Here is a 17,284-nt window from a genome sequence, read left to right as displayed (position 1 = left end):
ACTATAAAAATTAGAGAGCTATGAAAAAGTTATTATATGTATTCTTATTATTAAGTTGCTATAGTTATGGGCAGCAAAGTATTATAGAAAAGAAAGATTATACGGTAACAGGTACTACTACCTTAACGGCTACGCAAAGTATAACATTAAAGCCCTTAACATGGATTAAACCAGGTTCAACATTTACAGCAAAAATAGTTCAAGCCCCTTATGTTCCTTTAGTTTTTAGTAATGAAAACTATGTGTTTAGTAGAACGTATAGAAAAGCAATGACAAGTCCATCGGAAATTACTAGCTCCAGCGATGTATTAGAGAGTGTTACTTATTTTGATGGATTAGGAAGAACAAAGCAAAGCATAGGTATCCGTCAAGGAACTAGTGGAAAGGATATTGTTACCCATATGGAATATGATGCATACGGACGTCAAACCAAAGAGTATTTACCTTATGCAGCAACTACTCAAAACGGACAGATAAGAGCAGGGGATGTAGCAACGGCTACTAAGGGTTATTACCAAGCTAATTATAGTGAAGATTTTGCAGGAGTATCTTTACCTAATGTAAATGCCTATTCAGAAAAAGAATTAGAGAATTCTCCATTAAACAGGGTGTTAAAACAAGCAGCACCAGGACAAGATTGGCGTTTAGGAGGAGGACATGAAATAAAGTTCGACTACCAAGCAAATGTAGACGGTGAAGTAAAAATATTTGGAGTAGCAACAGGGTTTGCAAACAATACTTACACACCAAGTTTAACAGGAGGAACCGCTTTTTATCCAGTAGGAACTTTATATAAAACAATAACTAAGGATGAGAATTGGACGTCAGGTTTAGATTATACTACCGAAGAGTTTAAGAACAAGCAAGGACAGGTAATTTTAAAACGTACCTATAACAATAGCCAAAAACACGATACTTATTATGTGTATGATGATTATGGAAACTTAACCTATGTGTTACCACCAAAAATGGAAGGGACTACAGCATTATTAGCTACGATTAACAATAAATTAAACGACTTAGGGTACCAATATAAATATGACCATAGAAACCGTTTGGTAGAAAAGAAAATACCAGGAAAGGGTTGGGAATATATAGTATACAATAAGTTGGATATGCCTGTAATGACGCAAGATGCAAATCAAAGAATAGAAATACCTAATGAATGGTTACTTACTAAATATGATGCTATTGGACGTGTAGCTTATACAGGGATATATAACGATAATTCAACAAGAGTTCCTTTGCAAAATGCTCTTTATAGTAATTCTTTTTCTCAATATGAAACAATGACAACTGTTTCTCAAAATATAAAAGGAGTTGATGTTTATTATACAAATGGTGCACTGCCTACAGGAGCTATTACTATTTACACTATTAATTATTACGATAACTATGTAGATCTACCAACAGGATTAGCACCTACAGTAACTACAAGTTATGGTAAAGCATCAACAATAAATACCAAAGGATTAGCTACGGTAAGTAAAGTACGTGTATTAGGAACAAATAACTGGATTACAACGGTAACCTATTATGATGAAAAGGCACGACCAATTTATGTGTATTCAAAGAATGATGAATTACAAACAGTAGATATTGTAGAGAGTAAGTTAGATGATTTTACAGGAAGAGTATTAGAAACAAAGGCAACACATAAAAAAACAGGAAAAGCAGATATAGTAACTGTAGATAAGTTTTTCTATGACAATTTAGACAGGCTAACCAAACAAACTCAAACTATAGGAAGCAATACAGAAGTAATAGCAGAGAATAGTTATGATGAATTAGGTCAGTTAATAGAAAAGAAAGTAGGGGGGAAAACAGCCCAGTCTAGACTACAAACAGTAGATTACAAATACAATGTACGCGGATGGTTAAAAAACATTAACCAAGATGTAAATAATGACAACGATTTATTTAACTTTAGCCTAAAGTATAACGATATAACAAATGCTAACAAGCGTTTGTATAACGGAAACATTAGCCAAACAAGTTGGAATACTTTAAATACAGATACAAGTTCAAAAACATATACCTATAGCTATGATGCATTAAATCGAATTACAAATGCAACGGGGGCTACAACCTCAAACTATGATATAGGAAGCATTTCTTATGATAAAAATGGAAACATTTTAACTTTAGTTAGAAAAGGACATATCAATAGTGCTGCAACTACTTTTGGAAATATGGATGTATTGTATTATTTCTATGACGCAGGAAATAAACTTACAAAAGTAAGAGATGACGGTAATGATACTTATGGATTTAAAGATGGAGCAAATCTAGGAACAGAATATGTTTACGATGCCAATGGAAATATGGTTCGTGATTATAATAAGGGAATAGGTACTTCATCGATAAATGGTATTACTTATAATCATTTGAATTTACCAACAGAGGTTAAGTTTAATAATTCAGATGCTCAAAAAATCAGTTATGTGTATGATGCTAGTGGAGTAAAGTTAAAAAAAGTTGTTAATAACAATGGAAATATAACCACTACAGAGTACGCAGGAAACTACATCTATGAGAATAATGTTTTACAATTCTTTAACCACCCTGAGGGCTATGTAAAAAATGATAATGGTACGTTTAATTATGTGTATCAATACAAAGACCACTTAGGAAATGTTCGTTTATCCTATACAGACAACAACAATGACGGTGTAATTACTCCAAGTACTGAGATTGTAGAAGAATCTAATTACTATCCTTTTGGACTTAAACATAAAGGATATAATGGGAATATTTCTTCTTTAGGAAATAGTGTTGCTCGGAAGTTTGGATATAATGGAAAAGAGCTAAATGAAGAACTAGGAATCCAATGGCATGACTTTGGAGCTAGAAACTATGATGCTGCTTTAGGTAGGTGGATGAATTTAGATCCACTTGCTGAACAGATGCGTAGGTATTCACCTTATAATTATGCATTTAACAACCCAATATACTTTATTGATCCTGATGGGATGAAGCCCTTAGGGTACGATGGTATCTTTGTAGATGAAAACGGTAATAAAATAGGTGATGATGGGATTGATGACGGCAAGGTTTATGTTGTAAAGACAGATATAAAAAGTGTTGAGAGCGGTGCATCAATAGATGGTATTTCAACAGAAGAAAAAAACAATACAGTATCATTTATTAAAGAGAACAGTGGTAATACTTCAGCTTTTGAAAATAATAATATTGCTTATGATAATAGTGTTGAAATTGAAGGAAGTGAAAGTACAAGGCAATCAATGGTTGATGTAGTTAATCAAGATGATGGAACCGGTGGAGATATTGGTAGCACTAACTCTATAGAATATGGAGGAAGTGTAAGTACTTCAGGTAAAGTAACAGAATCAACAAATAGAGGTGATGGAACTTTGTCAATTTCTGATAAACCAGATACTAAATCAAAATTCCATAGTCATCCTTCGGGTTCAATTCCTGACAAAAGATTTGGGAAACCATATCTAAGTACTAATGCAGCTGAAGGACCTTCTTTTGGTACTGCTCAGAGTACAGGTGGAGATATTCATTCAGGTAGACCAAATAGAACTAATTACGTTTTTCAAAGAGGTTCTGGTAAAGTGTATATTTATAATACACATTCAGGGGTTCAAGCAGTAATACCTCAGAAAAATTTTGTAAAACTTCCAAAAAAATAATTTTTATGAAATCATTAATAATATCGATTAGTATATTTTTATCACTTACAGTTCAAAAATGTTCTTCACAAGAAAAAGAAAATTTGAAAATAAAATTTGTCAAAAAGTTTATTCAAGATAACAAGAACGATGAACCTTATTTTAAAGATAAAGAATTATTTTTCATGGGATACGAACAAGGTTTCGAATATAAAGGTTACAAAGTAAGATTTATAGACTCTGAAACACTTAGTGAATTAGTAATGAACAAGAAAAAAATGTACGTGTTTTCCATGTCAGAACCTTATGTGAAAGAAAAGAAAATTAAAGCATATTTTACTTATTTAATAGCGTCGGGTGGAGTGAACAAGGAAAGGGATGTGAAATATTTAGACAATATGAATGCAATATACTGTATGACTTATAATTGTGAAAAAGAAGAGTATATTGTTGAGTGGTGTGGGGAAACCCGATAGCGCGGAAATGTTTTCCGTGCCGAGTATGAGTAAGTAAATAGAAATAAAATTTTAAAAATAGATAAAGTCACAGCAGTAATGTTGTGGTTTTGTTGTTTTACATAGTCCTAACTCTATTACTTGGATATGATAGTCCTTTTACCGCACGATTGCATCATGTGGTAAAAGGAAATAAGAATTAATTACAAAGACAAGTAGGGCAGTTTTTTCTACATTTCTCAAGTGGAATCGTACTTTTTAAAATTTCAGAAAAACCACCATTAACATTAGTTAGTTTAGTAAATCCATGTTGTTTTAAAATTGAAATAGCAATTATAGAACGATACCCGCCAGCACAGTATATAAAATAAGGTTGGTTTTTATCTAGTTTGTTAAATAGGTTTTGAATATTACTTAAAGGTAAGTGAATAGCATTTTTAACAGAGTTGTCATTTATTTCTCCAATACGTCTCACATCAACAAAAGAATTATTTTCAAGTAATTGTAGAGAATCAGCATCTATACAATCAATTGATTCAGTATTATGTTTACTTTTTAACCAAGAATTTATTCCTCTTTCTAAATATCCTAAAACATTATCATAACCAATTCTTGCTAATCTAATTACGGTTTCTTCCTCTTTGCCTTTAGGAGTAATAATGATAATAGGTTGATTAATGTCTTTTATAAGTTCTCCAACCCAAGGAGCAAAGCTACCTTCTAGTCCAATAAAAATAGAATTAGGGATGTGGTGTTTTATAAAATCACTAGTAGTTCTAACATCTAGTATAAGTGCGTTTTTATGAGTTGTATAATGTATAAAATCATCTAACGAAATAGCTTGAAGACTATCTTTTATGATTGAATCAATAGGTTTATTAATTTGTTTGTTCATGGAAGCATTTTTCGGAAAATATTGAGGGGGAGTAGATAAACCGTCCAATACTTGTTTAATAAATTCGTCTTTAGATAAGTTAGGGTCTAAAGCATAGTTTACTAATTTTTGATTAGCAAGAGTGTCGTAAGTTTCAGAACTCATATTTTTTCCACAAACCGAACCTTTTCCATGATTTGGATAGATAATTATATTTTCAGGAAGCGTCATGATTTTATCATGTAATGAAGAAAATAGTTTACCAGCTAAATCTTCTTTTGAAACATTTGAAGTTACAGCTAAATCAGGTCTACCAACATCGCCTATAAATAAAGTGTCACCAGAAAACAAACAATGTTCTTTGTTAGAATCATCATATAGTAGATAAGATGAAGATTCTAAAGTGTGACCTGGGGTATGCAATAAACGTATAGCGGTATTACCAATTTTAAAAATCTCATTGTCTTTGCCTTGATAAAATTCAAAATCAGCGGTAGCAGTTGGGCCATATACAATAGTAGCGTTAGTTATTTTGGCTAAATCTACATGACCAGAAACAAAATCGGCATGAAAGTGTGTTAAAAAAATGTATTTCAACACAGCTTTATCATCTTTAAGCATTTCTAAATAAGGAGTTGTTTCTCTTAATGGATCTATTATGGCAGCTTCACCGTTTGACGATATATAGTAGGTGGCTTCTGCTAAACATTTGGTATATAACTGTTCGATTTTCACTTGTCAAAAAATTTAAACCAAAGTAACAACGAATGCTTGTGTTGTAACATGATAATTATCATGCTTTAATTAGTGAGTGTTAAGTTTATTTGTAGCCTGAGAATTAATATAAATACGAAGTGGAGAAAAACGAAATTAAAAGAGTTGATTATTTAGATTTTATATCAACAGATGAGAATAAGAGGACGCAGTTTATTAAGGATTTTGGTGATTCATTTTCTAATATGGGATTTGCAATAGTTGCTAATCATGGTGTGTCAACAGACTTAAAAAAAGATTTATACGATACTATCGAAACCTTTTTTGCATTGCCAGATGAAACTAAAAAAGAATTCGAAAACGAAGAATTTGCTGGGCAACGTGGATATATTTCTAAAAACAAAGAAAGTGCAAAAGGACAAAGTGTACCTGATTTGAAAGAGTTTTTTCATATTGGTCAAGAAGTAGAAGCAATTAATGAATTTGATTACCCAGAAAATATCTGGCCAGAAAATATGCCTGTATTTAAAGAAAAGGGCTTAGAGGTTTTTAAAACGTTAGAAAATACAGGAAAAAATTTATTAAAAGCAATTGCTTTATACTTAGAATTGCCAGAAGATTATTTTAGTGATAAAATAAAAAATGGAAATAGCATTTTACGATTGTTACATTATTATCCATTATCAGAAGAGGCTATAGCAAAGCATAAAGATTCTGTAAGAGCAGCCGCTCATGGAGATATTAACTTAATAACATTATTAATGGGGGCTAGTGCTGAAGGATTGCAAGCACAAACCTTAGCAGGAGAATGGATAGATGTAATGCCAGCTCCAGATGAGATAGTGATTAATGTAGGTGATATGTTGGCGCGTTTAACAAATAATAAGTTACGTTCTACGATACATCAAGTGGTAAACCCAACCAATTTGGATAAATTAAAAAAGCCAAGATATTCAACACCATTCTTTTTACACCCTAATCCAAATATGGACTTAACTTGTTTAGAAAGTTGTATTACTACTGAAGTACCAAAGCAATATGAAGATATGACAGCAGGAGAGTTTTTGACAGAGCGTTTAGTTGAGTTGGGATTAAAAGGTCGCAAAAATTAAAGAAAGTTTTTTAATAGAGCTTTTTTTATGAAGGAATTATTATGGTAAACATACTTTATAAGTACTTGTTTTTAATGATTTTCCATATTTTATTTGAGAAAAACGAAATTATATTAGGAATTAAAGAATAAAAAGCTGTATATTTGCAACCGCAAATCGCGGGATAGAGCAGTAGGTAGCTCGTCGGGCTCATAACCCGAAGGTCACAGGTTCGAGTCCTGTTCCCGCTACAAGTTTAAAAACGGTTCGTATATACGAACCGTTTTTTTTATGTTGTTAAATTCTTTACTCTATCAAGACGTATACGAAAGAGTACACGTTTTCCTATGAAATTAAATTACTCAGAATCAAAAAATATATAGGAAGTTTAGCTATTGCTATGTGATTCAAAACTTTCAAATCAAGAAAAAGCTACTCTTAATAAATCTTGGTATAATTATTACTCTTTTAGAAAGCTAAAAAAAGAAAGTTAGTAGGTAACCAAATATAAATACATGGGTAAATAAGTTAAAAACTAAACGTGATAATTTTCAATTGAATAAGAATATTTTATGGATTTCGTTGAAAAAACAATCTAACTCGTAGAATAAATTAAGATAAGCAATATTACAGGATTACTTTTGGTTTAAGAATATTAGGTGTTTGGGCAAAAAGATAATTTCAAACTACTAAAGAAAAAGATTTATTTTTTGATGAACTCAAACTTAAACAACAGAGTAACTTATAATTTTTTTAATGTAAAATTATACTTATTAGGTCCTTCATTTATATTACTTTTTTTATTGTTTTCGTTTATCAATTATAAAGGGGAAGAATTTACTACTACATATATTAATGTTCAAAAAGATTTATTTTTTTATCTTAATCACAGTTTATCTAAATTTCCAAATTTACAGTTCAATCTAACTCAATTAGGTGATGTATTAGTTTTTTTTCCATTAGTAGCTTTTTTCATTGTTAATGCTCCTAAACTTTGGGAAGCACTTTTAACTTCATCTATAATATCATTATTAGTATCGTTTACATTAAAAAAAATATTTGCTGTACCAAGACCAGCTGCAATGTTTGATAACGATAGTTTTGTAATTATAGGTAAAACTCTTTCAGGACAAACATCTTTGCCATCAGGCCACTCAATAACTACATTTATTATAATAACTACATTGTTATTTGCTTTTATGCCTAAAAAAAGTATGCATAAAATAATTTGGTCTTCTTGTGTTATTTTATTGGGTTTAATTATTTCTTTTTCAAGAGTTGGTGTAGGTGCTCATTATCCACTTGATGTTCTATTTGGTTCTGCAATTGGTTATATAGTAGCAATTTTAGGTATAAAGTTTAATAATAAGGTGAATTGGTTGTCATGTATTAAAAACAAAAAATATTACCCAGTTTTTATATTAATTTTAATAATTTGGTCGATTCTAATTACTAAGAAAATATTGGAAAATAACTTACTTGTATTCTATGTTTCATTAGTGTCTTTAGTTATAACATTGTCCTTAATTATAAGATTATTTTATGTCAAAAAAAATTAAACTAAATTACTTCATTTTAATAGTAAGTTTCATAAACCTGATATTATATCAATTCCCTTTTTTTAAGTTTGTTATCAATAATATAGATACTAAAAGTTTTAATGGTGTTTTTTTAATATTTAGCTTAATAATAGCAATGATATTTTTAAATGCTTTGGTTTTTTATATTGTCATGTTTTTGCTTCGGTCTATAGGTAAATGGTTGTTGATTTTAACTCTAAACATTAGTGCTATTTGTGTATATTTTATAAATACTTATGGTGTTATTATTGATAAAACAATGATAGGAAATGTTTTCAATACTAGATTTGAGGAATCTAGCAGTTTTTTTTCTATTGGTTTAATCGCTTACCTTCTTTTTTTAGGAATAGTTCCAAGTGTTTTTGTATATAAAATTAAAGTTATATATGTAAGTTTTAAAAAATTTTTAGTGACCGTATTTTTAACTTTGATTTTTCTTTTGTCACTTGTTTATGTTTCTTCTGCAAGCTGGTTATGGATAGATAAACATTCAAAAACTTTAGGAGGCCTGGTTATGCCATGGTCATACATAGTTAATACGAACAGATTTTTTTATCATAAAAAACAAGAAAACGAACAGCAAATCTTATTACCAGATGCTAAAATTGAGAATAATCAAAAATCTGTGGTTGTTCTTGTAATTGGTGAATCTGCAAGGAGTCAAAATTTTTCGTTGTATGGCTATGAAAAAGATACAAATCCATTATTATCTAAAATTAAAAATCTACAAAGTTTCAAAGCTGAATCTTGTGCAACTTACACAACAGCAGGAGTTAAATGTATTTTAGAATACAAAAACACGGGTAAATTATTTGAAATATTACCTAATTACTTGTTTAGAAATGATGTTGATGTTGTTTGGCGAACTACAAATTGGGGAGAGCCAACAGTTAAAATTAAAAACTATCAAGGAAAAAAAGATTTAAAAAAAATATGTGAAGGTGCTGGATGTGAATATGATGAAGTATTACTTGCAGGTTTAAAAGAACAAATATTAGCAAGTAAAAAGAATAAAATACTAGTGGTATTACATACAAGTACTAGTCATGGTCCAACATATTCAAAAAAACACCCGCCAGAGTTTAATAAATTTATACCAGTATGTAATAGTGTAGAGTTATCGAAATGTAGTGAAGAAGAACTAATAAATGCATACGATAATACAATTGTTTATACCGATTATATTTTGGCTTCATTAATTGAAGAATTAAAATTATTAAAAGATTATAATTCGTCTATGATATACATTTCAGATCATGGTGAATCTTTAGGGGAAAATAACTTGTATATGCATGGAATACCAATAAGTATAGCTCCTAAAGAACAAGTTAATATTCCTTTTATTACATGGGTTTCTGATAATTCTAGAAAATTGAAAGAAAATGAAATGCTATCACAACATAATATTTTTCATAGTGTGTTAGATTTCCTATCTATAGAGAGTCCTATTTATGATGAGAATATGAGTATTTATGAAAAATAATTATTTTTTCATAGTTTAATTATATTGTAATTAAGGTATTACTAACTTTTACTCAGCCTATAGTTGAGGTTTTATTAGTATTTTATTACCTCAAGAAACTGGTTTTCTAGTTGTAGAAAAGCAGTTTCCTGTTGTAGCTTTATATATTACTCTATAATAGGTTATAGAATAATTTACATTACACTAAGACTTTTCGGTTTACACTTATTTGTTGGACAACAGATATTTTCGACTTTTTAAGTTCGTTTTATAAAATAGAGTGGATTATGAAAGAATTTTCAGAAAGCAATTTTACAGATAATAATTCTTGAATATTTGACTACATTATATATAATTTTTTGAAAATCAAAAAAAGATGTATTTGAGTTTTGTTCGTTGTAAATATTTCAGAAAGTAATTTAATGTATAGAAAGGAGTGACGTTTATGCCTTGTTTTATACTTTGATTAAACATTTTTAGGTGTGCAGATTTTTAAATAATAAAAATTGTTGTTTTCATAAAATAAAAAGTGTTTTACATGCTCATGATTAAGTTTTTTCTTAGGGAAATAACATTGTTATAATGTTTTAAGAACTTTAAAATCAAGGTTAAGGGGTTTTTCCCCTAAATTTTAATTTATTTTTAAAAAAAGTGTACGAATACAGAAAAAAATGTATTTTTGTCGCGAGAGTACTATTTCCCCCCTCAGTTTAATAACAATTATTGTCTATTAAATATGAGGAATTATGCCTTTATATTAGTATTCTTGTTTTCTGCTTCAGATTCGTTCTCTATAGTTGGAGAGCAAATTTTTTCACAAAACAAATTTTCAAAATTAGATGTAACATCGTTTACTAACGATGCTGTTGTTTCAAAAGTAAAATTAATTGAAGCTACAGAAGCATCAACATTCATTAACAATAACCTAAAAAATGTATTAGCTTTTTCTAATAATATAACTAAGGAGTTTTATTATTGGGAGGAAGCAAAATATATTAAAGTTGACCATAATTATGATGTTCTAAAATTAAAATCTATAGCTAATGTTTTTTTTAAATTTAAAAAACAAGCATTAACATATATAGATAAAAAAGAGAATGTTATCAATATTAATTCATCAAAAGTAATCACCAACACTATAACCTTACCTAAAGAGAATTTCCACAATTCTTTAGTGATTACAACTTTTGGGGAAATGATGACTTTGAATACCTTAAATCAAAGTGTTTTCCCATACATATCCAGAGTACACTTAACATACTGCCAGTACTTTTTTTCCACTCCTGTACATGCTTTGTTAAAAATGAGAAATGACAAAGATTCCCTGTTTAATAAGCTAATGTTTAAAGCAAATAGCTAACCTGAAGTTTAAGAAATAACAGAATGGTTAAAAGGGAAAACCAATTCTGTGTTTCAAAATTTAATTCACTTAAAAAAATAAAATGAAGAAACTGAGTATGGTCATTATAATTATGGTGTTTTTTAATAGCACTTATAGTTTAGGACAAACAATTAACGAAGGAGACTTATATGTTACTCCGAACACAACAATTTCATTAGTTAATGATTTTGAAAATAAGAATACAGGAAACTTTATCAATGAAGGTGAAATGTATGTATATGCAAATTTTAAAAATGAAGGTCTCGTCGATTTTTTGAAACCTAATGGTACAGCGAATTTTGTTGGTAACAATTTTCAACAAATTTCAGGAAATAAAGTCAGTCGTTTTAATAATGTGCTATTTAATAATACATCTAATGCAGTTCCATTTCAATTGTCAGGGAAATTAAATGTATACAATGAAGCAGATTTTTCATCTGGTATTGTAGATAATACAAACTTTAATGGAACTATAACTTTTGAGCAAAATGCATCGCATAGTAATACTTCTAATACTAGTCATGTTGATGGCTATGTGTATAAAATTGGAGACACAGCTTTTGAATTTCCCATAGGAGATAAAAATTATTATAGAGCATCAAAAATATCAGCTCCAACCGATGCGAGAGAAAGCATAAAGTCTAAATATTTTTTAGAAAATAGTAATACGTTATATCCACACAACTTAAAAGAAGGGATAATAAAATATATCGATGTAAATGAGTATTGGGAAATTACAAAAGAAAATGGAAATTCTAATGTAATTGTTACACTTACATGGAATAACAATACAACTTCTTCAGCTATTACACAAGCAACTTCCAAAACAGCAATACATATAGTTCGTTGGGACCCTACTAAAGGATATTGGGTAGACGAAGGAGGTGTCGTAGATGAGCTTACAAATTCAGTAACAACAATTTCAGAAGCCACAGGCTACGGTGTTTTTGCTTTAGCATTAGTTAAAGAAGAACTAATACTTCCAGGAGGGTGCTTAACAGTATATAATGGTTTGAGTACCAATGATGATGGTAAAAATGATGTTTTAAAATTTACTTGTATTGAAAAATATCCAGATAACACAGTTAAGATATTTAATAAATCAGGAATCAAAATATTTGAAACGAAAGGGTACAATAATAAAGATAAATCATTTAGAGGGTACTCAGATGGAAGGTTAACTCTAAATCGAAATGACAAGTTACCTAAAGGAACATACTATTACATTTTAGAATATAAATACAATTCTGAAATGGTAAAAAGAGCAGGGTATTTATTTATAAACTAATTAATTATGAAGGATTTTAAAGTGATTATTGTGTTGCTTGTTTTGTTTGCAAATTATTCAATTTATTCTCAGCAAGATTCACAGTTTACACAATATATGTATAATACCATTTCTATAAATCCAGCTTATGCAGGTACAAGAAATGTATTAAGTATTAATGCACTACATAGGTCGCAATGGCAAGGTATTCCAGGTGCACCAATAACGCAAACATTGTCTATTAATACTCCAATGGGAGAAAGAACAGGATTAGGGTTATCTGTATATAGGGAAGAGATAGGTCCGTCTGTAGAAACATCATTTGCAGCAGATTTATCTTATATACTGCCTTTAAATGATTACGATTTAAATTTTGCTTTCGGGTTAAAAGGAGGGCTACATATTATAGATGTAGATTATTCTAAGTTAAATATTGAAAACCCAACGGATAATCCTTTCTTAAATAATTTAAGGGAAACTTCACCAATAGTTGGAGTTGGGGGGTATTTATATACAGAAAAATGGTATGTAGGTTTATCGGTGCCTAATTTACTTTATACAAAGCATTATAAAAATTCGTCAACCTCCAATGTTGCAAAAACCCAGCATTTTTATTTAACAGGAGGGTATGTTTTTGAATTGACAGATAACTTAAAATTTAAACCTGCAACACTCTTTAAAGTAACTAATGGAGCGCCATTAGTGGTAGACTTATCAACTAATTTTTTAATCAATGAGAAAGTTACGTTAGGAGCATCGTATAGGTTGAGTGCTGCGATAAGTGCTTTAGTAGGTGTACAGATATCAAACTCTTTATTTATAGGATATGCTTATGACTATGATACTACTGATATTGGAAATTATAACTCAGGTTCTCATGAAGTATTTCTAAGGTACGAATTCTTCAAAAAAGTACAAGGAAAGATTTCTCCAAGATTCTTTTAATTAAAAAAATATCTAATGAAATATAACAATACAATAACCTTATTTGCAGTTGCTTTTTTTATGCTGTTAGGAGTAACAGCTCAAGAAAAAGAGTTAAAAAAAGCAAATGAAGAATATGAAAATTCTGCGTATATAAATGCTGCAAAAGCATACTTAAAAGTAGTTAAATTAGGGAATGAGTCGCCAGATGTGCTATTAAAATTAGGAAATGCCTATTATTTTAATGCAGATTATTCAAAAGCGGCTATATGGTATCAAAAACTATACGACACCAAAGAAGTACAAGATGATAAAAACTATTTATTAAGGTATTCTCAATCACTAAGAGCTATTGGAGAAAAACAAAAAGCAGAAAAAATTTATAATAAGTTTTTAAAAGCTTCAGGCTTTTTAGATAAAAACTTAAAAGACAGTGAGGATTATCTAAATATCATTGAGTTAAACTCTAATAGGTTCAAGCTAGATTCTCTAGAGATAAATTCAAAGTACATGGATTATGGTGCTTTTTTGAGAAATGATACTTTATATTTTTCATCAGCTAGAAATACAAGAGCTAGTATAGGTAGAATAGATGCTTGGGATAATGAACGGTTTTTAGATATCTATACAGCTGTTATAAATCCTAAAAGTAATCATTACTCAAAACCAAAATTGCTTAAAGGAGCTGTTAATTCTATATATCATGAATCATCAGCTGTTATTACAAAAGATGGTAAAACCATGTATTTCACAAAATCTAATAATACACCTTTAGATGAAAATAGTAAGATAGCAAGATTAAAAATTTACCGAGCTACAAAAGGTGCTAATGGAAGGTGGGGAAATATTGAAGACCTAACTATTAATGGAGATAGTTATTCAACAGCACATCCAGCATTATCTCCAAACGAAAAAAAACTGTATTATGTTTCAGATATGCCAGGGTCTTATGGAGAAACTGATATTTATTCAGTAGATATTTATAATCAAGGAACGCTAGGGAAACCAAAAAACTTAGGGGCAAAAATTAATACAAAAGGAAGGGAGTCTTTCCCATTTGTAACTTCAAAATATGAGTTGTATTTCTCGTCTGATGGACATTTTGGATTAGGAGGTTATGACGTGTTTTATTTCGATTTAGCATCTAAGAGACAGCAATTAATAAATGTTGGTAAACCTATTAATAGTTCAAAGGATGACTATGCTTTTTCAATAGATAATATTACTAAAAAAGGCTTTTTTAGTTCAGATAGGTCTGGAGTAGATAATATATACAAGTTTATAGAAACTATTCCTATAAAAGATGCAATAGAGTATGATTTAGAAGGTTTGGTAATTGATCAAGAAACTAAAAAGCCAGTTGTAGGAGTAATAGTTACTGTTACAGATACTAATGGAAAAATTCAATCGACAGGAGTTACAGATGCAGAAGGTAAATTTACTTTAAAAGTAAATAAATATAAGCCAAATATTCTTAAAGCAGAAAAAGAGACTTATGCTTTTATAGATAAGTTTATTCCAGAAAAATATAATGGAGGGAATATCCGATTGGAAGTAAAGAAAAAGAAGGTTGAGGTTAAAAAAGATGAAGACTTTAAAAAGGTATTAAATACCAAAATATACTACGATTATAACAAAGCTAACATCCGAAAAGATGCAATAGTCAAGTTAGAAAAACTCATTGAATTTTTACAAAAACAGAAAGAAATCAGCATAGAAATTAAATCTTATGCAGATAATAGAGGACGTCCAGAATACAATTTAAAATTATCTGATAAGCGAACTCAAAAAGTAATTGAGTTTTTAGAAAAAAGAGGTATAAGCAAAAGAAGATTACTAGGTAAAGGTTATGGAGAAACTAAGCCAATAATTGATTGTCAATACCCTAAAAAATGTTCTAAACAGGAATATCAATTAAACAGAAGAACGGAATTCCAAATAGTAAAAAAATAAAAAAATAAACTTTTATAATTATGAAAAAACAAGTACAAATATTAGCCCTTCTAATTGGAAGTAGTATCTATGGACAAGTAGGTATTGGTACTGTAGCACCAAATAAATCGGCACAGTTAGAAATTGTATCTAATAACAAAGGATTATTAATACCTAAAATAGCATTAAAATCATTAACAGATGCTTCAACGATAGCTTCAGGTAATGTTGAGGGACTTACTGTTTATAACACTTCGGAAGTGTCGGGATTAAAAAAAGGATATTATTATTGGTTTAATAATAAGTGGAATAGATTAATTACTGCAGATGAAGTAAGTGCATTAGCAAACAATACAACTAATGTTAGCTTAGCAAAGGATGGAACTAATTTAAAGTTAACAGATTCGGCAGGTAATTCAGTAAGTGTTGCAATTGCAGATATCAATACGAATACAACCAATGTAAGTTTAACGAAAGACGGAACTAATCTAAAATTAACGGATTCAGCGGGGAATTTTGTAAGTGTTCCAATCGGAGATATCAATACAACAAATGTAAGTTTAGTAAAAGATGGAACGAACTTAAAATTAACAGATTCAGCAGGAAACGCAGTAACAGTTGCTTTATCAGACATTGATACCAATACAACCAATACAAGTTTAACCAAAGATGGAACTAATTTAAAGTTAACAGATTCGGCAGGTAATTCAGTAAGTGTTGCAATAGCAGATATCAATACGAATACAACCAATGTAAGTTTAACGAAAGACGGAACTAATCTAAAATTAACGGATTCAGCGGGGAATTTTGTAAGTGTTCCAATCGGAGATATCAATACAACAAATGTAAGTTTAGTAAAAGATGGAACGAACTTAAAATTAACAGATTCAGCAGGAAATGCAGTAACAGTTGCTTTATCAGATATTGATACCAATACAACGAATACAAGCTTAGCAAAGGATGGAACTAATTTAAAGTTAACAGATTCGGCAGGTAATTCGGTAAGTGTTCCAATCGGAGATATCAATACAACTAACGTAAGTTTAGTAAAAGATGGAACGAACTTAAAATTAACAGATTCAGCAGGTAACGCAGTAACAGTTGCTTTATCAGACATTGATACCAATACAACCAATACAAGTTTAACGAAGGACGGAAATAATTTAAAGTTAACAGACTCGGCAGGTAATTCGGTAACTGTTGCAATTGCAGATATTAATACGAATACAACCAATGTAAGTTTAACGAAAGACGGAACTAATCTAAAATTAACAGATTCAGCAGGAAATGCAGTAACAGTTGCTTTATCAGATATTGATACGAACACAACCAATACAAGTTTAACCAAGGATGGAACAAACTTAAAGTTAACAGACTCGGCAGGTAATTCGGTAAGTGTTCCAATTGCAGATATTAATACGAATACAACTAACGTAAGTTTAGTAAAAGACGGAACGAACTTAAAATTAACAGATTCAGCAGGAAATGCAGTAACAGTTGCTTTATCAGATATTGATACTAATACAACCAATACAAGTTTAACGAAGGACGGAAATAATTTAAAGTTAACAGACTCGGCAGGTAACTCGGTAACTGTTGCAATTGCGGATATCAATACAACAAATGTAAGTTTAGTAAAAGATGGAACGAACTTAAAGCTAACAGATTCAGCAGGAAATGCAGTAACAGTTGCTTTATCAGATATTGATACCAACACAACCAATACAAGTTTAACCAAGGATGGAACTAATTTAAAGCTAACAGATTCAGCAGGTAATTCGGTAACTGTTCCAATTGCAGATATTAATACGAATACAACAAATGTAAGTTTAGTAAAAGATGGAACTAATTTAAAGCTAACAGATTCAGCTGGTAATGCAGTAACTGTAGCTATAGCTGATATTGATACCAATACAACTAATGCAAGTTTAACGAAAGATGGAACTAATTTAAAGTTAACAGATTC

General features: G+C 29.9%; 11 protein-coding genes and 1 tRNA gene. 11 read left to right on the top strand and 1 reads right to left on the bottom strand.

The window, feature by feature from the left end:
- Positions 1–20 precede the first annotated feature (20 nt).
- Together Q0958_RS00060 and Q0958_RS00055 are read left to right on the top strand one after the other, a co-directional pair.
- Positions 21–3,659, top strand: coding sequence for a DUF6443 domain-containing protein (locus Q0958_RS00060; RefSeq protein WP_299118248.1), 3,639 nt, complete (start codon positions 21–23; stop codon positions 3,657–3,659).
- 5 nt (positions 3,660–3,664) lie between these two features.
- Positions 3,665–4,114: a hypothetical protein gene (locus Q0958_RS00055; RefSeq protein ID WP_299118247.1), complete on the top strand. Its 450-nt coding sequence runs from the start codon at positions 3,665–3,667 to the stop codon at positions 4,112–4,114.
- Between the two features lie 178 nt (positions 4,115–4,292).
- Here the strand turns inward: Q0958_RS00055 and Q0958_RS00050 are convergent, their stop codons facing one another.
- Positions 4,293–5,702 (bottom strand): MBL fold metallo-hydrolase, encoded by a 1,410-nt coding sequence (locus tag Q0958_RS00050; protein ID WP_299118246.1) that lies wholly within the window; start codon positions 5,700–5,702, stop codon positions 4,293–4,295.
- 119 nt (positions 5,703–5,821) lie between these two features.
- On the opposite strand from Q0958_RS00050, the gene Q0958_RS00045 reads away from it, so the two are divergent.
- The 9 genes from Q0958_RS00045 to Q0958_RS00005 all read left to right on the top strand — a co-directional run.
- Positions 5,822–6,793: a 2-oxoglutarate and iron-dependent oxygenase domain-containing protein gene (locus Q0958_RS00045; protein WP_299118245.1), complete on the top strand. Its 972-nt coding sequence runs from the start codon at positions 5,822–5,824 to the stop codon at positions 6,791–6,793.
- Positions 6,794–6,950: 157 nt separating this feature from the next.
- Positions 6,951–7,023, top strand: a tRNA-Met gene (locus Q0958_RS00040).
- A gap of 462 nt (positions 7,024–7,485) precedes the next feature.
- On the top strand, positions 7,486–8,331 hold the full coding sequence (locus Q0958_RS00035) for a phosphatase PAP2 family protein (RefSeq protein WP_299118243.1): 846 nt from the start codon (positions 7,486–7,488) through the stop codon (positions 8,329–8,331).
- Positions 8,315–9,835: a phosphoethanolamine--lipid A transferase EptA gene (gene eptA / locus Q0958_RS00030; RefSeq protein WP_299118241.1), complete on the top strand. Its 1,521-nt coding sequence runs from the start codon at positions 8,315–8,317 to the stop codon at positions 9,833–9,835. The genes Q0958_RS00035 and eptA overlap by 17 nt, the downstream gene beginning before the upstream one ends.
- A gap of 715 nt (positions 9,836–10,550) precedes the next feature.
- On the top strand, positions 10,551–11,174 hold the full coding sequence (locus Q0958_RS00025; protein ID WP_299118239.1) for a hypothetical protein: 624 nt from the start codon (positions 10,551–10,553) through the stop codon (positions 11,172–11,174).
- 82 nt (positions 11,175–11,256) lie between these two features.
- Entirely contained in the window at positions 11,257–12,483 is a 1,227-nt protein-coding gene (locus Q0958_RS00020) for a gliding motility-associated C-terminal domain-containing protein (RefSeq protein WP_299118238.1), read from the top strand.
- A 6-nt stretch (positions 12,484–12,489) separates the two neighbouring features.
- Entirely contained in the window at positions 12,490–13,407 is a 918-nt protein-coding gene (locus Q0958_RS00015) for a type IX secretion system membrane protein PorP/SprF (protein ID WP_299118237.1), read from the top strand.
- Positions 13,408–13,422: 15 nt separating this feature from the next.
- On the top strand, positions 13,423–15,339 hold the full coding sequence (locus Q0958_RS00010; RefSeq protein ID WP_299118236.1) for an OmpA family protein: 1,917 nt from the start codon (positions 13,423–13,425) through the stop codon (positions 15,337–15,339).
- A gap of 20 nt (positions 15,340–15,359) precedes the next feature.
- On the top strand, positions 15,360–17,284 hold a 1,925-nt coding region (locus Q0958_RS00005), incomplete at its 3' end, for a hypothetical protein (RefSeq protein ID WP_299118234.1).

The organism is uncultured Tenacibaculum sp., from assembly GCF_947499065.1.
GTDB lineage: Bacteria > Bacteroidota > Bacteroidia > Flavobacteriales > Flavobacteriaceae > Polaribacter.
The sequence above is the reverse complement of the archived record's forward strand: the minus strand, read 5'-3'. Positions and strand labels throughout refer to the sequence as shown.

Coding starts and splice junctions, on each gene's coding strand:
- Q0958_RS00035 (WP_299118243.1), top strand. CDS start 7,486: ATGAACTCAAACTTAAACAACAGAGTAACTTATAATTTTTTTAATGTA.
- Q0958_RS00055 (WP_299118247.1), top strand. CDS start 3,665: ATGAAATCATTAATAATATCGATTAGTATATTTTTATCACTTACAGTT.
- eptA (WP_299118241.1), top strand. CDS start 8,315: ATGTCAAAAAAAATTAAACTAAATTACTTCATTTTAATAGTAAGTTTC.
- Q0958_RS00010 (WP_299118236.1), top strand. CDS start 13,423: ATGAAATATAACAATACAATAACCTTATTTGCAGTTGCTTTTTTTATG.
- Q0958_RS00020 (WP_299118238.1), top strand. CDS start 11,257: ATGAAGAAACTGAGTATGGTCATTATAATTATGGTGTTTTTTAATAGC.
- Q0958_RS00025 (WP_299118239.1), top strand. CDS start 10,551: ATGAGGAATTATGCCTTTATATTAGTATTCTTGTTTTCTGCTTCAGAT.
- Q0958_RS00015 (WP_299118237.1), top strand. CDS start 12,490: ATGAAGGATTTTAAAGTGATTATTGTGTTGCTTGTTTTGTTTGCAAAT.
- Q0958_RS00060 (WP_299118248.1), top strand. CDS start 21: ATGAAAAAGTTATTATATGTATTCTTATTATTAAGTTGCTATAGTTAT.